Raw genomic sequence first — 23,025 nt, 5'->3', positions numbered from 1 at the left:
ACCTACACAAACTTCAATAGATTTAATGTACCGAAAAGCCTGAAAACATTTTATGTAAAACAGAACAATTAAAGAAAAAAATTCTTGATCGTGGTAAGGAAAATGAATAAATACTATGGCTTTTGCCCTGAATACCTGTATTTGCCCAATGGGTTGATGGTTTAAAGCAAAACCATATCTCGCAACTCCCACTCCGAATCTCATACCGCTAAACCGGCCCGCCTATTTCGCCTTGCTTGTATCTGTAAGGGCATTCAGAAAGGCGATGATCTGCTTTATTTCTGTTTCGGTGAGGTTCAATTTATCCGGTGCCAGCGTTTGGTTTTTCATATTTAATCCTAATCCTTCTCCTCCACCTTCATTATAAAAATCCAGGACCTCTTCCAGGGTATTGAAAGCTCCGTTATGAAAATAAGGTTTTGTAAGGGCAATATTTCTGACCGTCACAGTTTTGAATGAGTAATCGTAAATCCAGGATTTTTCTTTTTTCACCGGGCTGTTTCCACGTCCCAGGTCATGATCCAGCTCCACAGGCAACTGTTTTACCGGCCTGGTGGTCACTCCAAGTACTTCAGACTCATTTTCATTGAAAAACGGAGGTACCAATCCTGAAAAATGAGGCGCAAAATGGCAGGTTGCACAATTGGCTTTTCCCATAAACAGGTTGAAACCTTTTTTCACATCATCAGAAACATTCTTTTCATTTCTCATAAAACGGTCAAAGTCACTGTCAAAAGAATATAAAGAGGCAACATACGAGCTTAAAGCTTTTGAAAAGTTCTCTTTACTGATATTCCCGTCTTTGAATGCATTGCGGAATGCCTTCCTGTACTCAGGTTTTGCTGTAAGTTTCCTGATGATGCTTTCATAGCTTGTATTGAACTCCTCTTCATTATAGATCACGTGCTCTGCCTGCTGCTCAAGATAGAAAGCCCGCAGGTCATAGAAGAATCTTTTGGCAAAAACTGCATTGTATAAGGATGGCGAGTTTCTCAGTACTGTTTTCCCTTCCACATTGCTTTGTGACTTTGCCTTAAGGTCTGTAAATGCATTTTCCTGAAGATGACAGGTTGCACAGCTCATTTTTCCGTTTCCGCTTAAATTCTGATCATAGAAAATGGACTTCCCCAGATTACGGAGTTCGGAATTGTCTTCTGAAGATTTCAGTAAAGTATAAAAATAAGGATCTAAGAAATCACTGCTGAAAAAATTTTTATTGCCTACATTCCAGCCGGAAAATTCTTTGAGATCGTCCGGTCTTCCGTCCCATTTCCCCAGCTCTTCGTATAATGGCTGTATGTATTTCTTATAAAATTCTATCCTGTCGAAAGTTTCAAAATCAGTATTTTCTGAAAGGTAGCTTATCGCTTCCGTTAAAGTATGATCAGCCTTCCGGGTATCATAATTCCTGAAATAAGGATCATCACTGATGTATTTCTGCATTCCCGAAAGTGCGTGCCTTGTTTCTTCAGAAATATTTAAAGATCCCGGCGTATCGAACCCGGTTACCCCTAACGAATAGATTCTGATAAGCTCAATGCGCAAAGGTAATGTCCTGTTGTTTCCTTTACTCAGACCGTTCTTCACTGAGCTCAGGTAGAATTTTGAATAGCTGTTGTATAAAAAATCGGTGATGGTCTTTATTTTTTCTTTTTCATCTCTGGCTTCTTCTGAAAAAATCAGTTCATCAAGTACCTGTAAGCCTTCCGGAGGCAATGTATAGGCTGAGGTTCCCGCTGCTTCTATATGGAATAACGGCGCTGCATTCAGGTGGGTTTTGGTAAATTCCGGGTAATGATAGGCAATGTAAAATTCAATTTCTTTGAAAGAGTTTCTCGTGCGGCTTAACGATTTCCGCAATTCTTCAAGGGTAATCCGGTCTTCTGAGAACTTCCGGACATCTGATTTCAGCTGCTCAAGCTGAGTCTTAAAGTCAGAAAGTCCCTGGTTAACAAATGTATTTTCACTTTCTTTTCCTTTATCAACCGGGTTGAAAGACATTACTGCAAATCCTATCAGAAGGATGACAACAAGCAGTGGATACGATCTCATGAATTTTTAGCCGCAAAAGTATTCATCTGATATTATCCCAGTTTTAAGAGCAGATTAAATAATGTTTATATTTCCGGTATCATATTTTTCACTAATTTTAAACCCCGAAATCAAAATTCATTATTCTGAAAAGCCGGTTGTTCCAAAATACCGGTACAATGATGGTGAGGAGATATTGGGAGAGGTTTTTTTAAAATTAAATTCAACACATCAAAAACTAAATAGTATTATGAAAACAAAGCTATTGATTGCCTTTGCTGCCAGCTTCCTTTCTATGACGGCATTTTCCCAAAAGAAAAAACCGCAGCAGCAGGTACAGCAATCCGAAAAGAAAGAGGAAATGGCGGTATATGCTGAGAAAAAAGGAAATGATTATTACCTGGTACGCCTTGAGAAAGATAAAGCCATTCCTAATGTTTATGTCTATTCCAACGGGGTTACGAAACCTTATAAGACCTATACGGATCTGAAAGACATTGTGATGGAGTTTCCCGGCATGATGGCTTCCAACAATTCCACCAAAGAAGAACTGATTTCCATATTGAAAAAAGACAATCATTTCTACGAAGTCACTTCACAGAGAAAAGACCCTAAAAACATCGAAAAAACCGTAGTTACCGTATATGAAGTAATGAACGGCCAGAAAAGAATTGTAGAAGAATACAATGACATCTACGAGGTGATGGCATCTCCTTATAAAGAAGCCATTATGATTAATTAAAAAAACAAAAATATACATATTATGCTAAACAAACTTGCTGCCTCAGAACTTGTTCTGAATGAAGACGGAAGTGTATACCACCTGAATCTTTTACCTGAAGATATTGCTGACAAAATCATCCTTGTAGGTGATCCTGACAGAGTGGCAAAAGTTTCAAAATACTTTGATACCGTAGAAATCAAAAAAAATAAAAGAGAATTTTATACGCATACAGGAACCCTTCGTGGAGAAAGAATTACAGTAATGTCAACCGGTATCGGAACTGAGAACATCGATATCGTGATGAATGAGCTGGATGCTTTGGTGAACATCGACCTGAAGAACAAAGAGTTCAAAACTGAGCACAAAGCCCTTGAGCTATTCCGTATGGGAACATGCGGCAGTGTAAATCCTGATGTACAGGTAGACAATATGCTGGTTACCCAGAATGTTGTAGGATTGGACGGGCTAATGCATTTCTACCAGGATTATAACTTTGAAAATGAGTTTTCTAAAAGCTTCCTGGAAAGATTCCCTTACGAAAGAATCAAGCCTATGCTGTATTTCTCAGACTGGGCAGAAGAAATGGGAGAATATTATAAAGATGCCAAATACCACGGAAATACGGCAACATTCCCGGGATTCTATGCTCCGCAGGGAAGACAGCTTCGTTTAAAAGCAGTAGATGATCAATTCCTTGAAACATTGAATGACCTTGGAATTACCAATTTCGAAATGGAAACCTCTGCGATCTATGCGCTTTCAAAATTATTAGGACATAAAGCAATTACAGTGAATAACGTTATTGCCAACAGAAGACGTGGAGAATTCTCTGCAGATCATCACGCTTCTGAAAAGAACCTGATTACCTGGGTGCTTGACAGAATCATTAAATAAATCAGTACAGAAATGGGCCAGGACATCAGTTGTTTTATCACCGATCAGTCTATTGAATTAGATAAAAACATTGTTCATTTTAAGATCAGGAATGTCCTGTTTGTACCTTTTGATATTCCCGGATCTTCTATATCCTGGTTTATTGAGGAAGCCCGGAAATATGATCATGTTCAGGATCTTCTTGATCATTTCAGGAAATACCAACCGGACGATCTGCTCTTATGGGGAGAAGATGAGAAACATACCGTTTTGGATATTATAAAACTCATTGAGGAACATCATATCAAAAACTTTCTCATTGAGCACACATCTGATTTTGGAGATATGCCTATGGATGATTATTTTCTGGGAGTATTTGATGATAAAATCGTAAAGGATTCTATTATTTTTGACGAAGACTCTTTAAAGAAGAATTATTCCAATATTGAAAAATACCGTGAGAAGCTCGGACTGAACTTCAACTGGATCGGAATGAATAAGTTTCATGCATATAGTTTTGCAGAAAAAGAATATTTTCAAACCCTACAATAAAAAGCATTCGGTTTTAATCAATACAAAGCCTTTGGATTTTTCCAGAGGCTTTTTTGTTATTTTTTCTGCAGATTTTGCTGATTCAGCAAATTTTTCCCTTTCAGTCAGTGATGTCTTTTAATGTTTCATATGAACTTCATGAAACTTCCTTGGATCAGGATACTGAAAAACAAAATCCAGTTCAGTCATCATTTTTGCAGAATTAATCTTTCTGCCTTCCGGTTCTTTTTCCCCGGCAAATGGCAGATTTTTCTGGGCATGAACCACAGCATCTTTGGAGGGGTGAAGAGGTGCGCTGATATTGTAGAGCTTTCCTTCCGATCCATTTTCAATCATTTTTATGATCACCGAGCAGATATCAGAATAATGAATATGATTGACAGGAGCATCCAAAACAGCTATATTATAATTTTTAAGCAGTCTGTTATCTCCCATCAAACCGGCTAATCTCAGAATATTGGCCTGTGGATATGTATTTCTTATCATCCTTTCTCCTGAAACTTTTTCAACGGGCATGTCTTCCTCTGTCAGTTCTTTCGGAAGATCCGGGTAGACTCCGGTGGAGCTCATCAGAAATACCTGTCCTTTAAAATCTCCGATAAATGATGATAAATTCCGTATCCTGTTATATAAAGAACTTACACAGCAGCTTTTTTCTGAAAGCGGAATGGTAATGATTAAAACATCAAGATTCTCTACGATGTTCCATTGAGGCAAAGGTTTTTCCAACTGAAAATCCGGAAAAGAAACTGTGGCTGCATTCATCCCTCTGCCATTCAGTTCGTTTGCTTTATCCGGTGTGGTGGTCGTGGCATACAATTCATATTTACCGGACATGGCATTGGCAATTCTTTCCCCCAGCCAGCCGTAGCCGATGATTCCTATTTTCTTCATATCCCAAAAATAATGATATTACCGATATCTATTTCAAAAATAAACAGGATAAAACGCTGTACGGAAAGATAAAAGGACTTCCCAAAGGAAGCCCTAACACCATATCAACTATAATAAAACTTATTATCTCTATTAAAACTCATTGATCATCACATAAAAATGTCCTGAATATAAGCTGTCTGCATTTCCCGATATATTGGTAAGATTAATCGCAATCCTGGACGTTGAAACCAGCCTTGGATTTGAGATTGAAAAGGAAGTATTTCCAGCAAAATCCCCTGCAGGAGAAACTGTTACTACAGCTCTTACAGACCCGGGTTGCATGGCTGCCGGAACTGCAATCTCAACAGTTGTAGATTTTCCCGGCGGCATATTATTGATGGAAACTCCGGGCCATACTTCGAAAGTAATCTGGTTTTTCTGTACAGTACCCTTTTCTCCCAGTTTATATTGCCCGTTCACATCCAGTTTTGCAGACATATTCGGAGCCCCCGTACCAATACCTACATTTACATTATTATTCCCCAGCACAATGGTATTGGCCTGTGAGGTTGTTGCTCCATATCCTATCGCTGTTGAATATTGCCCTGAAGCATTGGCTCCCGAACCTATTGCAGTTGAGTTTTCACTATTGGTAACTGCATTATACCCTAAAGCTGTCTCATTATTTGTATTGGTTTTCGCATTATATCCCAGCGCCATCGACTGAAAACCTGTTGCCGAAGCATGGTTCCCGATGGCAGTAGATTCATTATTGCCTGTTTGTGCATTATATCCTATGGCTGTTGATCTGAATCCTCCGGCTGTAGATTTATTTCCTATTGCCAATGCATCATTAGCTGAGACTGCTGCTGCACTACCAATTGATATGCCTTGAAATGCTGAACTTGAACTTCCAATGGCAATTCCGTTCTGCCCTGCATCTGCTCCGAGTCCTAAACTCACAGAATTATCAACGCCTAATCTCCCGGCTTTTAAAGAATTCACCTTAAAGATGAGGTCATCCCGTGTTTTGGTTCCTAATGAAAGATTGGTATTCGCCCCACCATAATTTCCAACATTTGTCGCGGTAAGATTCCAGCTTTCTCCATCACCTTTGCTGGTTTCAGCAGTACCGGATAAAAGTTTATTCCATTTTGAATGATACCAGTAATAAAATCCTGCTTCTGCAAAACCACCGTTGCCGTTATTCCATACGATCAGCCCGTCTGCCGGAGCAGGTACGGTAATATTATCTGTAGCTGAGGTCAGAGCAATACTGGGTAACAGGACTCCTTTATCTATTGCGCTGATATGCAGCATCGCTGAACGGTCCGGATTCGGTAATCCGATCCCCACCTGAGCATGCACTACAAAACTAAGCAGCAGTGAAAGAAGGCTTAACCAGAATTTATATTTTTTTTGCATCATCTATGTTTTTTGAGGATGCAAATATACATATTTTTTAATAAATCAATAATATTATTAACAATTCAATAATTAAAAACACACAAGAGTGAGTAATCGCGTATTTACTCACCAATTATTGAAAATTGTTTAAATAACAACATGTTATAAAACACAGCATTCATGACTATTAAGAAAAATCCGGGTTAAAGTGATTAATAACAGATTCAATTATTACTAAAAAAATCACTTAAATATGATTAATATTTAAATTCCTCATATTCTTGTAAAACAACTTTCAATATGATCATTCACCATACCGGTAGCCTGCATATGGGCATAAACAACAGTAGATCCCATAAACTTAAATCCTCTCTTCTTCAAATCTTTAGAAATAGCATCAGAAATTTCTGTAGTTGCCGGAACATCAGCCAGAGATTCTGGCGCGCGGTCAAGAGGCTTTCCGTCTACAAATCCCCATATGTACCGGGAAAAGCTTCCAAATTCCGTCTGAACATCCATGAATCTTTGAGCATTGGTAATGGCAGCCAGTATTTTAAGTCTGTTCCGGATGATACCCGGATTATTCATCAGCTCTTCTGTTTTCTGATCAGAATAAGCAGCCATTTTCCGGTAATCAAAATTATCAAAAGCTTTTCTGAAGTTTTCTCTTTTAGAAAGAATCGTATACCAGCTCAGTCCGGCCTGAAAACTTTCCAGGATCAGAAATTCAAATATTGTCTCATCATCATATACAGGTCTTCCCCACTCTTCATCATGGTATTTCCTGTACAGATCATCTTTTTCGCACCATCCGCAACGTATTTTTTCCATAATTATCAATTTTTACAGGTTAAAGTTAATACTGATTTAGAAAAGTATAACAAAAGATTATGAAAAGTTTAACAGAATCAACTGATTTTAGGAATGGTTATTGTTTAATTACGTTTACCAAACCAAATTTATACTATTATGAATAATTCAGATTACAACAAAGCGGAAAACGCAGTAAATAATGTAGAAAATTCTTTACAGAATGCAGCGGATAACGCCAAATGGAAAATCAATGAACTGGCAGACAAGGCCAAGGATTATATTAAAGAAAAACGTAATAACGATGAGGAAGCTAACCAGGAAGACTGGTTCGACAGGGTAAAAGCTAATGTATCGGATGCCTGGGAAGACATCAAAGATAAGGCAGATGAGGCTTGGGAAAAAACTAAGGATGCAGCGGAAGATGTAAAAGCAGAATGGAACAAGAAAACCAATTAAAATTTCAGTCATATAAATATTTTCAAGAAAATGGAGTCTTAAATTGATAAGGCTCCATTTTTTATTATGTCATAACCACAATTATTGCTACATTTGTATTATAATAAACATTAAAAAATTATGTCATACGGTTTACTTAAAGGCAAAAAGGGAATTATTTTTGGAGCCCTTAATGAACAATCTATCGCATGGAAAGTTGCTGAAAGATGCCATGAGGAAGGTGCTGAATTTATCTTATCGAATGCTCCTATTGCTTTGAGAATGGGAGAACTTAATGGTTTAGCAGAAAAAACAGGTTCTGAAGTGATAGGTGCTGATGCTACTTCTATAGAAGATCTTGAAAAACTTTTTGATGCCGCTGTTGCAAAATTTGGAAAAATCGACTTTATCCTTCACTCTATCGGAATGTCTATCAATGTAAGAAAAGGAAAACACTATACAGAAATGAACTACGACTGGTTGGAAAAAGGCTGGGATATTTCAGCTGTTTCTTTCCATAAAGTAATGCGTGTAGCCTGGGAAAAAGACTGTATGAACGAATGGGGAAGTATCCTGGCACTTACTTATATTGCTGCTCAGAGAACATTCCCGGATTATAATGATATGTCTGATAACAAAGCTTATCTGGAAAGTATTGCAAGAACTTTCGGAAACTATTGGGGTGAAAGAAAAGTACGTGTAAATACAGTTTCCCAGTCTCCTACCATGACTACTGCCGGTAGCGGTGTAAAAGGCTTCGGAGGATTCCTTGGATATGCTGAAGATATGTCTCCTCTTGGAAATGCTACCGCTCTTGAATGCGCAGACTACTGTGTAACCTTATTCTCTGATCTGACGAAGAAAGTAACCATGCAGAATCTTTTCCACGACGGAGGTTTCAGCAGCTCAGGGGTTACCCAGAAAGTGATCAGTAAATATGACGCTGAATAAATCATTCATATAAAAACAACGGACTGCAAAGTTTCGTTTACAATACATAGAAAACCCATGATCAGTTTCATGGGTTTTTATTTTGCAGAATTGGCCTGAGGGTTTAAAGAAAGCAATTAAGAATCATTCTGATTTTATTGTTTTTCCAATACTCTGATCTATCATAATAAACAATGCATTAAAACAATATCCTTACCGTATAAATTGTATCGGCGGCCTCTTCGAGGCCGCCGATACTGTCAAAAAATATATTAATATGAAATTACAGGATCACCGTCTGTATTGAATGCGCAGGAGCATTCAGTCTGGCAGCCATTCCTTCGATCCAGAGATTGGTTTCAATATCGTTGTCTGAATCATTCATGATCACTGTTACCAGCTGTCCGTTTTCATTCATAAATGCTGAAGAGGTCAGAGCAGCTCTGTTGGAGGAACTTCCGATTCTCTGGGCATTGGGCTTGATGTACTTTGATACATGGCCTATATAATAATATTCATAGGTGTAGTATACTTCTCCTGTTTTGGTATCAGCGATAATCGGAGCAAAGCAGAAGTTTCCTTTATGGTTAGGGCCTCCGGTTTCATCCAGCAGAATATTCCAGTCTGTCCATAAAGCATTTCCTTTATTGAAATCGTTCAGCATGTTTTTACCGTATAATTCACCCAGGCTTACATCGTAGATTTTATCCATTTTGAACTGTTCTTTGCAGCCTTCTGTAAATGCCAGGAATTTATCCGGAAAAGCTCTGTGTGTTTCTGCCAGATTGTCAAAAAGCTGGGTTTTGTTATTCCAGGTTTCGTACCAGTGGTATCCGATTCCGTGAGCGTACTTTGATGTTTCAGGATCAGCCAGGGTGGTCGTTGCTCTTTGATAGATAAGATCTCTGTTATGATCCCAGATCATGACTTTCTTATCTTTGTATCCGTTTTTCCAGAGAGTGGGTCCCAGATTGTTTTTCAGGAAATCTCCTTCTTCTTTAGCCGTATAGATACAGGATTCCCAGGATTGCGTAGCCATAGGCTCATTCTGAACTGTTAATCCCCAGACATTGATTCCCCTTTTTTCGTATTCCCTTATGAATTTAATATAATAATCTGCCCAGGTCTGGTAATACTGATTTTCGAGCCTCCCTCCTTTGTATAAGCTTTTATTGGACTTCATCCATGCCGGCGGGCTCCACGGGGAAAAATAAAAGGTGAAATTCTTTCCGATCGCTTTCTGGGCTTCTCTGATCATCGGGATCTTATATTTCTCATCATGAGCAACATTGAAAGTCTTCAGAGCCGTATCATTATCTTCCACATAAGTATAGGAATCACTGGAGAAATCACAGGAATTCATATTGGTACGAACCACCGTATATCCCAATCCGTTTTTACCAAAATACGCATCCAGAATCTCTTTTTGCCTGTTCTTCGGCATTTTGTAAAAAGTCTCTGCTGAAGCGTCTGTAATAGCTCCACCTATCCCTATCAGTTTCTGATATTTAAAATCAGGTGCTATAAAAATACAGGCTTCCGTTTCTTTCGGCTGTCCGAATTGTTCAAACGTAACCGACCCTTTGTCAACCATCCTTTCTTCCGCCTTAGCATGGGTCAGGATTACTTTAGCTGTTTTGCCTTCATGCTTTTTCCAATAATTCTGAGCGTTGACATTCACTACAACACCCACTACAAAACAACTTACAATTAGTTTTCTCATGATTTTTTTATTTTGGACAATTGCGTCCCCTATTCATTATTTATTTTGATAGACCCTAACATAGTCTATATAATACTTCTGTGGAAAAACAGAATCATCTATGCCCTCTTTTCCACCCCAAAAACCGCCGACTGCCAGATTTAAAATGATAAAACAGGGCTGATCAAAGGGCCAGGACTCATAGCTCTTCTCTTTATTTTCGTACGTGAAAAATTTCTTATCATCAATGTAGACCTCTATTTTTTCAGGGGTCCAGTCTGCTTTATAGACATGAAATTTTTCACTGGCATCTTTTACAAATAAAGTGTCTGTTTTCTGTGTTCCCTGGATGTGGTTATATTTTTTGGTATGAACCGAAGCATGAATATAGCCCTGGTTAAAACCAACATGTTCCATAATATCCAGTTCTCCGTCATCCGGCCACTTCTTCATGTTTTCACTCATCATCCATATGGCAGGCCAGGTTCCCCTACCTTTGGGAAGTTTCGCCCTTACCTCAACGGTTCCATATTGAAAAGAGAACTTTCCTTTGGTCAGAAGCCTTGCTGAAGTATATTTATTCTTTTCCCAATTCTCTTTTTTGGCTTCAATTACGAGATTTCCTTTTTCCATTCTGGCATTTTCAGGCCTGTTTTTGGTATAAAACTGGGCTTCCTCATTTCCAAAGCCACCTCCGCCTACATCGTAATTCCATTTTGACGGATCCGGAAGGCCTTTTCCGTTAAATTCATCACTCCAGATCAGGGTTCTGTGAGAGGCAGATTGGTGTGAGGCACAGTTCAAAACACAAAGGAAGAAAGCAGCTGCTGCACCTATTCTGATCATATTCTTAATTTTGAGGTTCATCTCTATAGTTTTGACTAAAGTCTTTTCCGACTCTTCTATTATATGGATTAAAGCCCGTTCCTATTGAATTATTTTGTCCAGTTGATTCTTTTGGCCTGTACATTTTGCGAATCGGTTCCGATCATAATATCGAATGCTCCACTCTCCCAGTCAAAGTTCAGATGATCATCGAAGAATTTCAGATCTTCCGGGGTCAGTGTAAAGTCAACTTTTTTACTTTCTCCTTTCTTAATGAATACTTTCCGGAAGCCTTTCAATTCCTTTACAGGTCTTACTACTTTTCCGAAAAGATCCCTGATGTAAAGCTGAACCACCTCTTCCCCATCATACTTTCCGGTATTGGAAACGGTAACACTGATGTTCAGAGTCTGATTTCCTGTAAGATTCACAGAACTTAATACCATATCGGAATATTTAAAATCCGTGTAGCTTAAGCCGTAACCGAAGGGGAATTCCGGATCATTATTAAGATCGATATAAGCGGAAACATAATTTCTGTCCGTATTGTTTTTGGCCGGTCTTCCAGTGTTGTAATGATTATAATAGATCGGGATCTGCCCTTCGGTTCTCGGGAAGCTCATCGGAAGTTTTCCTCCGGGATTCACCGTTCCGAAAAGAACATCAGCAATAGAATTTCCGGCCTCCGTTCCCAGCCACCATGTATACATAATAGCAGGAATATTATCGGCAGCCCAGTTGAAGATCAGAGGTCTTCCCGCATTGATCATTAAAACAACCGGTTTTCCTGTTTTTGCAATTTCTTTTAAAAGATCTTCCTGTACTCCCGAAAAACCGATATTGCTTCTGCTTTTCGCCTCACCACTCATGGCATGGCCTTCGCCTAATGTCATAATGACAATATCAGCTTTTTTTGCAGTTTCCACAGCTTCTGCAAACATGGTTTTATCCTGATCATCTACGTTACAGCCCTTTGCATAGAGTAACGTTGAGTTTTTGTCAAGCTGCGCTTTAATTCCGTCAAACTGTGAAACAATTCTTTGGTTATCATCTTTGAAAGCCACAGACCAGAACCCGTGGTTAGCCACAGTTTCTTTCCCGAAAGGCCCTATCAGAGCAACGGTTTTCACTGTCTTTGAAAGCGGAAGAATATTTCCCTGATTTTTAAGAAGAACAATACTTTTAGAGCCAAATTCTCTTCCGAATTTTCTGTTCTCCTGATTATTGGTCTGATCTTTTTGTCTTTTTTCATTACTGAATCTGTAAGGATCGTCGAAGAGCCCCATTTCAAACTTCTTGGTCAGAATTCTTCCCGCCGCATCATCTACCAATCTGGCATCAACTTTTCCTTCTTTCACCAGTTTTGGAAGTTCAGCCATATAGACACGGCTTTCCATATCCATATCACTGCCCCCAAAAACAGCTTTTTCAGCAGCTTCAGCAGAATCTCTGGCGTATCCGTGAGGGATCATTTCCCCGATGCTGCCCCAGTCTGAAACGACAAAACCTTTATAATTCCATTTTCCCTTCAGCAGATCTCTCTGAATATATGAGTTGGCCGTTGCCGGAATTCCATTAATATCATTAAAAGAATTCATAAAAGTAGCCACGCCTGCTTCTGCAGCCGCTTTGAAAGGAGGAAGATAGGTTTCATTCAGCTGTCTGAGGCTCATATCTACCGAGTTGTAATCTCTTCCGCCCACAGCCGCACCATACGCTGCAAAATGCTTTGCACATGCCATGACCGCATCAAGACTCCCCAGACCTGCTCCCTGGAATCCTTTAATCCTGGCCAAACCTATTTTTGTTCCCAAATATGTATCTTCCCCGGAACCTTCCATCACTCTACCCCATCTCGGATCTCTGGCAATATCTACCATAGGAGCAAAAGTCCAGTGAATTCCATAAGCGGATGCTTCGGTAGCAGCAATTCTTTCCGATTTTTCTATCAGTCCCAGATCCCAACTTGCTGCCTGGCCAAGATTAACAGGAAAAGTAGTACGATACCCATGAATCACATCCTGCCCGAACAGCAAAGGGATTTTCAGTCTGGACTGCATGGCCAGTTTCTGAAAGGCCCTGGTTTCTTCAGATCCGGCTACATTCAGCATAGAGCCTACCTTTCCTTTTTTAATCTCTTCCAAAACCGCTGCCGAATTGGAGTGCTGGGGTCCTGTGGCATATTCAAATCCGCTGTACTGAACCATTTGCCCTACTTTTTCTTCAAGGGTCATTTTAGAAAGCAGTTCTGCTACTTTCTGATCTACTGTTTTCTGTCCGTAGACATTCATTCCCAAAGCTGAAAATGCCAATAAGAAGTACACTCTTTTCATAATGTCCGATTAAAAATATAAGTAGCTGCCGAACGTCCGGGAATTGCTACTGCAGCCGTTTTACCGGCAAATTTAATATTAAAATTCTCATCCGCCTGATGATCATTCTGAACAATTAAGATTATTTTCCCAGATTGAGTCATAAATGCAGCCGATGACAGATGTTCCGTCTGTGTTGAAGCGATTCTTTGAGAACCTGCCGGAACAAATTTGGATGCATGGGCAATGATGTAATAAGAGACATTTCTGGTGAAATGCTCACGATCAGAAACGGTAATGGCTCCTTTGCATTCGGTACAGCCTCCGTCGGTATGAGGACCGTACTGAGGATCATTGGCCAGATTCCATTCCAAAGCAGTTTTGCTCCAGTTTCTCATGGATCCGATAATGACATTCTTAACATGCCAGTTCAGATCCTCCCCGAAAGTTCCTTTTGAGCCTGTCCATTGCTCTGTAAAATAGAGATTTTTATCAGGAAAAGCATTGTGAACGGTGCTTAATGCTGAGATATCACCTTCATACAGATGAAAAGCTGAACCGTCTATATATGGATAGGCTTCAGGGTCTTTCAGAATGTCAACAGCATATTCCGGTTTGTTGCAGTTATGATCGTAGACCACAATTTTTGTTTTGATATGACTGGCTTTAAAAGCCGGCCCCAAATGATTTTTGATAAATTCCCCCTGTTTTTCTGACGGCATATACAAGCTTGGGTTATTTCCGGGATGTAATGGTTCGTTCTGAGGGGTGACCGCATCAATGGTAATGCCTTCTTTTTTCATTTCCTGAATGTATTTTACAAAGTAACTGGCATAGGCTGCATAGAATTCCGGCTTTAAGCTTCCTCCTTTTGATTTTCCATTATCTTTCATCCAGACCGGCGGAGACCATGGTGCTGCTATAATTTTAATGTTTGGATTTATTTTTAAAATTTCTTTTACCATAGCAATCAGGAACTTATCCTTTTCCAGACTAAACTTTGAAAGAGAAGGATCAGTCTGACCTTCAGGCAGATCGTCATATGAAAAGACCTCGCCATCAAGATCTGAAGCACCAATACTCAGTCTTAAATAGCTGATGGAAACAGAGTTCCGGCCTGTCCCGAACAGTTCATGAAGTAAAGCATTTCTCCTGGAAGGTGATAAACGGTTGATTACCTCAACACTTCCGCCCGTCAGTGTATATCCGAAACCGTCAATATATTGAAACTTTTGAGAAGCATCAATTTCAATATTCTGAAAGTTGTTGGAAGCAGCTACAAATCTGACCGGTTTCTGAGGCTGTAATTTTACGCTTTCATCTCCTTTGGTAAGCCAATACTGAACTTCATTTCCTCTACTTTGAGCAACAGAGCTGCATGATAAAGGAAAAAGTACCACACCGCATAGCAGTGCAGTACCTTTAAAGAAACTATATAAGTTGTGAAACTCCATATTTAATATCCCGGATTTTGATGCATGATCGTATTGGGCAGCTCATTAAACGGAATCGGCAAAATTTCATTTTTACCGGCTTTAAATCCTTTGAATGCCAGTTTAGCAGGTGCATCTCCCCATCTTACGAGGTCAAACCAACGGTGTCCTTCACCCGCCAGCTCTCTCCTTCTTTCATCTTTAATGGCCTGAAGGGAAACAGGAACTGACGGCAGGCCTACTCTGGCCCGTACTGCATCCAAAAGTGCCTGTGCTCTTGCTCCTGCGCCTCCTAATGCTTCAGCTTCCATCAGATAGGTATCTGCCAGTCTTATTGCAATATAATTCTGTCTGAAATTCAGCTCTGTAGCTCCGGGAAGTGAACTTCTGAGGTCATTGGTGGGTAAATACTTTTTCAGGAAATATCCGGTATCTGCAAATGCCGGGCTGTACGTGATTTTCCCTTCACTTACGAGTTTTTTCGCATTAAAAACCGTTACATCCAATCTGGGATCGGCTCCCATGAAAGTAACAAAGTTCTCGGTTACCGTATTGAATGCCCAGGCTGAATAGATATCCGGAGCATCATTACCCGGAATATCTGTCCGGGAATAAGAACGGGGTCCTACCATTGCATTGATAGAGTTTCCTTCATCTTTCCCCTGTCCCCAGAATCCCCAGTCAGAATTTCCTTTATTGGTATGCATTACTTCAAGGATAGATTCTGTAGAAAATTTATAAGGATCTGACGTTTCCGGCCCTACCTTGAACAAATCGGCGTAGTTCGCAACAAGTTTGTACCCGAACTGGCTGGTTCCACCGGGTGCACCGTTCACTTCAGCCAACTGGGCTGCTGCTTCGGGCATTTTTTTATCATAAAGATAGATTTTCCCCAATATCGCTTTGGCTGTTCCCTGGGTAATTCTTCCCCTGTCATTACCGCTTGCCGTCATCATCAGATCCGGTATTGCAGCAACAATATCATTTTCTATCTGGGTGTAGATCTCACTTGGTTTTGCCTGAGGTATATTCCAGTAGTCGTCATCATATTTTATTGTTTTGAGGATCAGCGGAATATTTCCAAACATTCTTACAAGTTCGAAATAGTACAGCGAACGCAGCACTTTTGCTTCAGCAATGTATCTTTTTTTAATATTTTCATTCATAGAAGCTCCCGGAACTCTTTCAATCACAAGAGTAGCACGGGCAATCCCCTGATAATAATCTCTCCAATAGCTTGCAGGCATTGTATTAGGGTTGATCGCATAATTATTGATTCCCTGAATACCTGCTCCGTCATTGGAATTTCCGCCTCCTGAATAAAAATCATCAGATCCTGCATTAAAGAAAGTCACCGTATTCTCGAAACCTCCCGAATATTTCCTTAAAACATCATAGACGGAAACCAATGCACTAAATGATTGCGTTTCATTCTGAAAATACTCTTCCGTTTTAAAAGCTCCTGAATTTTCTACTTCATCCAGATAGGAACCACTACAGGCAATGTTGCCTAAACTTAACCCTGCCAGCAATGTTACAGCAAGTCCTTTATATATAAATCTCTTATTTTTCATGTTATTTACGTATTAAAATTGAATATTGGCTCCAAGCATGAAAGTTCTGGCCTGTGGATAGTAAGCTCTGTCAACTCCAATGATGTCCTGCTCAGAATTGTTTCTTCCTGCAATTTCCGGGTCATATCCCGTATATTTTGTGAATGTCAGAAGATTCTCTCCGGTGATATACAGTCTTACTTTATTCATTCCAAAGCGGCTGGTAACGTCCTTAGGAAGGGTATAGCCCACCTGAACGATTTTCAGGCGCACATAATCTCCTTTCTGAAGGTAATAGTTTGACATCCATGAATAATTATGGTTAGGGTCATTTCGGGTCACCCTTGGATTATCGTTGGTAGAGCCCTCTCCTGTCCAGCGATCCAGGATTCTTGTCTGATAATTGGCATCGGGAAGGTCTAATCTTCTCAGCCCCTGGAATATTTTGTTACCAGCCTGCCCCTGTGCAAACATCATAAAATCAAAATCTTTGTACGTTAAATTAACCGTAAGTCCGAATGTATATTTTGGGATAGAACTTCCCAGGTTCACTTTATCATTTTCATCAATTTTACCGTCCCCGTTGTTGTCCTGCCAGATGAAATCTCCAGGTCTTGCATCCGGTAATAATTTTTCCCCGTTAGAATTCACATAGCTGTCAACTTGTGCCTGGTTCTGGAAAACACCGCTATAGGTCTGCCCATAGAATGATCCGTAAGGCTGCCCTACCTGCACTCTTGATACAGGCCCCATCGTCTGGAAGGAAGCAAGGTTGAAATAATCAATATCATCCTCTAAGCGCAGTACTTTGTTTTTGATCGTGGCAAAGTTGGCATTCACCGATAAGGTGAAATCTTCCCAGTTCTTTTTGTATCCCAGCTCAAGTTCAAGTCCTGAATTCTGCATATCTCCTACGTTTGACCATGGTAAATTAGGAACTCCCACATACCCCGGAATATTGATTTGTCTCAGGATATCGGTTGTTTTCTTCTTATACCAGTCTGCCGTAAGCGTGAAGTTGTTGAACAATTTAAAATCTGCTGCAATATTCAGCTGGCTGGTCTGCTCCCATTTCAGGTGTGGATTGGCAAGCGTACTTGGTGCATATCCGATGATGATATTATTTCCTGAATTGGTGTAATTGCTACCTGAAACCATAAAATTGGCAAATCTGAAGTTTTCCATCTCATCATTTCCCAGCACTCCGTAACCTCCTCTCAGCTTCATACTGTTGACTACTTTATTTTCCGGCCAGAAATTCTCCTTGTGTACATTCCATCCCAAAGACATAGACGGGAAAGTTCCCCAATGCTGATTGGTTGCAAATTTTGAAGAACCATCCCTACGGATTGTTCCTGTAAATAAATATTTATCTGCGTAATCGTAAATAATCCTTCCAAAGTAAGAGGCTTTACGGGTCTGGATTCCGTCCCATCCTTTTGCTGTAATATTATCCTGAGAAATATCAAAGTTAAAGGAAGCGTCCTGCCAGTTTTCTATAGGCAGATTACTATACGTTAAGCTTGTTCCTCCTGATACGTTATAACGGTATACTCCCTGACCTACCAGAATATTAAAATTGTGATCGCCGATTTTGTTCTGATAGGTTAAAGTATTCTCCATACTCCACTCAAATTTATTTTCATCTACCTTATTCAGGCTGTTGAAATTTGTATTGCTGTAGTTGGGACTTAAATAATATTTTGGAGTAAAGGTGCGGCTTCCCCAATATGACTTCTTCCCATTCAGACTGGTTTTGAAAGTGAAATGATCAAGGAACTTAAGCTCTGCAAATATGTTTCCTACAAAATCATCTGACCAGCTGTAATTCCCTTGCTGGATAGAACGGAAAGCCCGTGGATTCGTCATTTCATTATTTACATACCTTGAAATTCCATAAGGGTTGCCATTGGGATCACGGATAATATAGGGATTTGTATAGCCGCTCGGATCTACCTGTGACCAGTTGGTTACCACTTCCGGGGTAATAGGATCCAGATTGACAGCAGAGGCCAGCGGTCCCCCGAATTCTTCATTGGCACTTACTCCCTGGGATTTTGTATGGGTATAAGCAAAAGTCTGCCCTAATGTCAGGTAATCCGTTACCTTATGACTGGAGTTGAATCTGCCGTTTATTCTTTTGTAATAAGAAATATCGCTCATGACAATCCCCGACTGATCAAAATATCCGAATGAGGTATAATAACTTGACTTATCATTTCCTCCGGTGATGCTTACCTCATGAGAAGTTTTTTCTCCCGTTCCGAAAATAGTATCCTGCCAGTTGGTTCCTTTTCCGAAGGAATCGGGATTGGCAAATCTTGGTGCGCCTCCGTCATTCACAAAACCTTCATTAATAATTCTGGCATATTGACTGGCATCCAGAAGATCCAGTTTTTTGGCAGCATTGGAAAAACCATAGAATCCGTTATAGGAAAGGGTAAGTTTTCCTTTTTTACCTTTTTTTGTTGTTACCAGGATCACCCCTTTGGCTGCAGAAACTCCATAGATGGCAGAGGATGCACCGTCTTTCAGTACTTCAATACTTTCTATATCAGACTGATTCAGCCATCCGATGTTATCCACTACGATACCATCTACCACCCATAAAGGGCTGTTACTTCCCGCCCCGAAGCTGGTAATCCCCCGTACCCTTACCGTGGCAGCCGCACCAGGCTGTCCGGAATTGGTGACTACAGAAACCCCTGCAGCTCTTCCCTGTAATACCTGTTCGGGTTTACCGGCCGGAATATTTTCTATATCACTGGCCTTAATACTGGCAATAGCTCCGGTTACATTACTTTTTTTCTGGGTACCATAACCGATTACTACGATTTCGTCTATTTTATTTTCCCTGGAAAGCGTGTCCTTCTTCTGGGTCTGGGCACTGAAGCTGGCCGTAAAATAGAGGACGGCAACCGCTCCTAAGCTTCTTGATATTCTTACATTCATATACAGTTATTGTTTAATTCTCAAATTGAGACAATAAAAATATATTTTTTTTCAATTAATTAACATTCCATTCATAAATATTTTAAATTTTCTTTTATTTCTGAGGGTTAAAAGCTATATCTTCGCATTAATAATTCATAAAAACCTATAAATATTCAATCAAGTTAATCCCCAAAAATGACTGTCAGGCTTTCAAAAATTTCTCTTCCGCTCAAATTGACCTTTCTTATTTTTTCCATGGTCTTAAACTGTATGGGACTTATCATTCTGCAGCTTGCAGATGCTAATATCACCTACGGAGAACTTGGCTTTCTGGAATCATTCAAAGATCTTCCTATTGCTTTTATTTCTCTTTTTGCCGTAAGTTTCATCAATAAAACCGGAGCTAAAAAAGCTTTGATCCTGGCTCTGGCCATTGTTGGAGTCTGTTCCTGCCTTCTACCGTTTGTTGAAGTCTTCTGGTTTTACAAACTGTGGTTTGCCATTATCGGGGCCTGTTTTGCCATCGGAAAGATCTGTGTTTTTGGGATTATCAGGAATAATATTTCGGATGAAAAATCACTGGCGAAGACCATGAACAGCGTGGAAGCTTCTTTTATGATCGGAATTTTTGTGGTGAATACCGGCTTTGGGTGGCTGATCTCCAGCCCGTATTCCGAATTCTGGAAGTTTGGTTTTTTACTGATCGCCGTTTTGTCTGCCATCACCATTTTCCTTCTTTCAAAAGCCCCTATTTCAGAGGCCCAGCCTTTGGAAAATAAAAATATCTTCTCAGAGCTTTCAGGATTTACCACTCCGGCGGTGGCATTATTTCTGGCAGTGATCTTCTGTATTGTCTTTGTGGAACAGGGATTCAATTCATGGCTGCCTTCTTTCTATAAAAACCATCTGAAGGTAAATTCTTTTTTTGCGCTTCAGGCCACTTCTTTCCTGTCGCTGTTTTCCTATGCAGGAAGAACAGTAACGGCCAATATCATCAGAAGATTCTCACTTCCTGGATATTATATTACCTGTATGATTTTCATTACCCTTTTGCTGATAACCATTGTAGGTATACAGTATTTCGACTCTGAAGATTCAAGGCTTATTCTTTTTTTATTTCCGGTGATAGGCTTATTCCTCTCGCCGCTCTACCCTGTTATCAACTCAAAGATGATTGCACAGGTTGATAAAGAAAAAGTCAATCTTTTCACCTCCCTTATCGTCATTTTCTCCTCCCTGGGCAGTTCTGTAAGCTCCATTATCATGGCTGTACTGTTCGGAAAACAGATGCTCAACTTTTATCCGCTGTATATTTTATCCTGTATTATTCTTCTTTTTGTGATTAGTTTAGTGTATTTTAATCTCGCAAAAAGGAAAATTTAGAAAATAGTTTTATTTTTACTGCCATGAAAATCAAAGACACAAAAAGCAAAGAAACACTTCGGGAACTTATTGACACCAAAGATTTCGTAGCCCATATTTCGGTAGACTGCACCATATTCGGCTTTCATAATAATATTCTGAAAGTACTGCTTCTCAAGTATCATGATCTGGACCTGTGGTCACTTCCCGGTGGTTTTGTTTTCAATGATGAAGACCTTCGTGAAGCTGCAGCAAGGGTTTTGTATGAAAGAACGCATCTTAAAGATTTATTCTTAAAACAGTTTCATACCTTCGGAAGAATAGACCGTACCGAGAACAATGTACATCAGATTCTTCTGAAAAACAAAGGAATAGAAGTTCCGGAAGATCACTGGATTTTTCAGAGATTCATCACGGTAGGCTACTGCAGCCTTATTGATTTTTCAATAGCGGATACTTTTCCTGATGCTTTCAACGAAAGCTGTGAATGGTTTGAAGTGAATAAACTGCCTAAAATGGCTTTTGACCACGACAGGATCATAGAAACCGGCCTGGAATATCTGCGGATGAACATCAATACGGAAGTGGCAGCCAGTAATCTGCTTCCGGAAAAGTTTACGATGAAAGACCTTCAGGCTCTTTACGAAACCATTTTAGGGCAGAAATTCAGAAGAAACAATTTCCAGAGAAAAATCTTAAGCTTAAATATTCTCGACAGGCTGGAGAAGCTTTACGACGGCTCTGCCAACAAAGCGCCCTACCTGTATAAATTCAAAACCAAGGTTCACAACGCTGTCAACCAGTACCCGATCTCCAATGATGAGGAGGTTTAAAATACAGATTTTCTCCATTAAACAGGAAAATCATGCATTATCTCTTTGAAAACCAGCGTAAAGATAAGTTTTCAAAAAAATTTTCCAGACACCACGAAAAATGTTATTTTTAACAAAATCAAAAAATCATGTCATATTATCCTCTTACAAGCATCCCTGATTATTATGGAATTGATGCTTTACTTACTGAAGAACACAAACTGATCCGCCAATCTGTAAGAGACTGGGTGGAAAGTTTTGTAATGCCGCAGATTGATCAGGCAGCTCAAAATCATACAGATCTTCCTGGCCTTATGAGAGAATTAGGGAAAATCGGGGCTTTAGGACCTTATATTCCTGTTGAATATGGTGGTTCAGGATTAGACCAGATTTCTTACGGTCTTATCATGCAGGAGTTGGAAAGAGGAGATTCTGCAGTACGTTCTGCTGCTTCAGTACAGAGCTCTCTGGTCATGTTCCCGATTAATGAATTTGGATCTGAAGAACAGAAAAAGAAATATCTTCCTAAGCTTGCTGCAGGAGAAATGATAGGATCTTTTGGATTGACTGAGCCTAACCACGGTTCTGATCCGGGCTCTATGGAAACCTATTTTAAAGATATGGGTGATCATTATCTTTTGAACGGTGCTAAAATGTGGATCACCAACTCTCCTCTTTGCGATATTGCCGTAGTATGGGCAAAGAATGAGGAGGGAAAAGTACAGGGATTGATCGTTGAAAGAGGAATGGAAGGCTTCACAACTCCGGAAACACACAATAAATGGAGCTTAAGAGCTTCCAAAACCGGGGAACTGGTATTCAATGACGTAAAGGTACCTAAAGAAAACCTTCTTCCGGGGGTTACTGGACTGAAAGGACCTCTTTCCTGTCTGAATTCTGCAAGATATGGAATTTCATGGGGAGTAATCGGTGCGGCTATCGACTGTTACTGTACAGCTGTTCAGTATTCTAAAGAAAGAAAACAGTTTGGAAAACCTATTGGTTCTTACCAGCTTCAACAGAAAAAATTAGCTGAGTTCTTAACGGAGATCACCAAAGCTCAGTTATTATGCCTTCAGTTAGGAAACCTTAAGAATGATCATAAAGCAACTCCTGCACAAATCTCAATGGCTAAGCGTAACAACGTAAAAATGGCTATTGACATCGCAAGAGAATCAAGACAGATTCTTGGAGGTATGGGAATCATGGGTGAATTCCCGATGATGAGACACGCTGCCAACCTGGAGTCTGTGATTACGTATGAAGGAACTCACGACGTTCACTTACTGATCACCGGTTTAGACATTACAGGTATCAACGCTTTCTAAGAAAAAGAAAAATACAGCATCAAGAGTCTGGTCTTCGGATCAGACTCTTTTATTTTACTCACTTTCCGGAGAATTGATATTCAATGAATAATTATTAATGTCATAATATTTTTGTGAATTTAA

General features: G+C 39.8%; 18 protein-coding genes. 8 read left to right on the top strand and 10 right to left on the bottom strand.

Translation table 11 applies throughout. The features are described 5' to 3' along the window. Positions 1-222 precede the first annotated feature (222 nt). Positions 223-2,052, bottom strand: coding sequence for a cytochrome-c peroxidase (locus BBI00_RS04165; RefSeq protein ID WP_065397585.1), 1,830 nt, complete (start codon positions 2,050-2,052; stop codon positions 223-225). Between the two features lie 229 nt (positions 2,053-2,281). Here BBI00_RS04165 and BBI00_RS04160 point away from each other — a divergent pair, with 229 nt between their 5' ends. The 3 genes from BBI00_RS04160 to BBI00_RS04150 are packed head-to-tail and all read left to right on the top strand — an operon-like array spanning position 2,282 to position 4,180. Next, a complete protein-coding gene (locus BBI00_RS04160) occupies positions 2,282-2,773 on the top strand; it encodes a hypothetical protein (protein ID WP_065399610.1) in 492 nt (163 codons plus the stop codon). A 21-nt stretch (positions 2,774-2,794) separates the two neighbouring features. After that, positions 2,795-3,649, top strand: a complete 855-nt coding sequence (locus tag BBI00_RS04155) for a nucleoside phosphorylase (RefSeq protein WP_065397584.1) — start codon at positions 2,795-2,797, stop codon at positions 3,647-3,649. Between the two features lie 12 nt (positions 3,650-3,661). Beyond that, on the top strand, positions 3,662-4,180 hold the full coding sequence (locus tag BBI00_RS04150; protein ID WP_065397583.1) for a hypothetical protein: 519 nt from the start codon (positions 3,662-3,664) through the stop codon (positions 4,178-4,180). 117 nt (positions 4,181-4,297) lie between these two features. On the opposite strand, the gene BBI00_RS04145 is transcribed toward BBI00_RS04150, so the two are convergent. The 3 genes from BBI00_RS04145 to BBI00_RS04135 all read right to left on the bottom strand — a co-directional run bounded on the left by BBI00_RS04145 (position 4,298) and on the right by BBI00_RS04135 (position 7,294). Further along, positions 4,298-5,074, bottom strand: coding sequence for a Rossmann-fold NAD(P)-binding domain-containing protein (locus BBI00_RS04145; RefSeq protein ID WP_065397582.1), 777 nt, complete (start codon positions 5,072-5,074; stop codon positions 4,298-4,300). Between the two features lie 132 nt (positions 5,075-5,206). Then, positions 5,207-6,484: a hypothetical protein gene (locus tag BBI00_RS04140; protein WP_083988421.1), complete on the bottom strand. Its 1,278-nt coding sequence runs from the start codon at positions 6,482-6,484 to the stop codon at positions 5,207-5,209. Positions 6,485-6,736: 252 nt separating this feature from the next. Beyond that, entirely contained in the window at positions 6,737-7,294 is a 558-nt protein-coding gene (locus BBI00_RS04135; RefSeq protein ID WP_065397580.1) for a DNA-3-methyladenine glycosylase I, read from the bottom strand. Between the two features lie 138 nt (positions 7,295-7,432). Between BBI00_RS04135 and BBI00_RS04130 the strand changes: the two genes are divergently transcribed. Both BBI00_RS04130 and BBI00_RS04125 read left to right on the top strand, forming a co-directional pair. After that, positions 7,433-7,732, top strand: a complete 300-nt coding sequence (locus tag BBI00_RS04130) for a hypothetical protein (RefSeq protein ID WP_083988420.1) — start codon at positions 7,433-7,435, stop codon at positions 7,730-7,732. Between the two features lie 120 nt (positions 7,733-7,852). Further along, positions 7,853-8,662, top strand: a complete 810-nt coding sequence (locus tag BBI00_RS04125; RefSeq protein WP_034697597.1) for an enoyl-ACP reductase FabI — start codon at positions 7,853-7,855, stop codon at positions 8,660-8,662. 262 nt (positions 8,663-8,924) lie between these two features. Here BBI00_RS04125 and BBI00_RS04120 read toward each other — a convergent pair whose 3' ends face one another. The 6 genes from BBI00_RS04120 to BBI00_RS04095 form a co-directional block, all read right to left on the bottom strand. Next, positions 8,925-10,364 carry a glycoside hydrolase family 30 protein gene (locus BBI00_RS04120; protein WP_065397579.1) on the bottom strand — a complete coding sequence of 480 codons (1,440 nt, stop codon included), beginning with the start codon at positions 10,362-10,364 and terminating at the stop codon, positions 8,925-8,927. Between the two features lie 36 nt (positions 10,365-10,400). Further along, positions 10,401-11,210, bottom strand: coding sequence for a glycoside hydrolase family 16 protein (locus BBI00_RS04115; protein WP_065397578.1), 810 nt, complete (start codon positions 11,208-11,210; stop codon positions 10,401-10,403). A 68-nt stretch (positions 11,211-11,278) separates the two neighbouring features. Next, positions 11,279-13,501, bottom strand: coding sequence for a beta-glucosidase BglX (gene bglX, locus BBI00_RS04110; protein WP_065397577.1), 2,223 nt, complete (start codon positions 13,499-13,501; stop codon positions 11,279-11,281). After that, entirely contained in the window at positions 13,498-14,934 is a 1,437-nt protein-coding gene (locus BBI00_RS04105; RefSeq protein WP_065397576.1) for a glycoside hydrolase family 30 protein, read from the bottom strand. Before BBI00_RS04105 ends, bglX begins: the two co-directional genes overlap by 4 nt. Positions 14,935-14,936: 2 nt before the next feature. Further along, entirely contained in the window at positions 14,937-16,487 is a 1,551-nt protein-coding gene (locus tag BBI00_RS04100) for a RagB/SusD family nutrient uptake outer membrane protein (protein WP_065397575.1), read from the bottom strand. 12 nt (positions 16,488-16,499) lie between these two features. Then, the gene (locus BBI00_RS04095) at positions 16,500-19,418 is read right to left on the bottom strand and encodes a SusC/RagA family TonB-linked outer membrane protein (protein ID WP_065397574.1); all 2,919 of its coding nucleotides are present in this window, start codon (positions 19,416-19,418) and stop codon (positions 16,500-16,502) included. A 177-nt stretch (positions 19,419-19,595) separates the two neighbouring features. On the opposite strand from BBI00_RS04095, the gene BBI00_RS04090 reads away from it, so the two are divergent. From BBI00_RS04090 to BBI00_RS04080, 3 genes are all read left to right on the top strand, one after another. Then, positions 19,596-20,783 (top strand): MFS transporter, encoded by a 1,188-nt coding sequence (locus BBI00_RS04090; RefSeq protein WP_083988419.1) that lies wholly within the window; start codon positions 19,596-19,598, stop codon positions 20,781-20,783. A gap of 23 nt (positions 20,784-20,806) precedes the next feature. Continuing rightward, on the top strand, positions 20,807-21,595 hold the full coding sequence (locus BBI00_RS04085; RefSeq protein WP_065397572.1) for an NUDIX hydrolase: 789 nt from the start codon (positions 20,807-20,809) through the stop codon (positions 21,593-21,595). Between the two features lie 128 nt (positions 21,596-21,723). Next, positions 21,724-22,902, top strand: coding sequence for an acyl-CoA dehydrogenase family protein (locus tag BBI00_RS04080; RefSeq protein ID WP_065397571.1), 1,179 nt, complete (start codon positions 21,724-21,726; stop codon positions 22,900-22,902). Positions 22,903-23,025 lie beyond the last annotated feature (123 nt).

It is taken from the genome of Chryseobacterium arthrosphaerae, assembly GCF_001684965.1.
Classification (GTDB): Bacteria; Bacteroidota; Bacteroidia; order Flavobacteriales; family Weeksellaceae; genus Chryseobacterium; species Chryseobacterium arthrosphaerae.
Note: the sequence above shows the minus strand (reverse complement) of the source record. Positions and strands in the feature narration are given on the sequence as shown.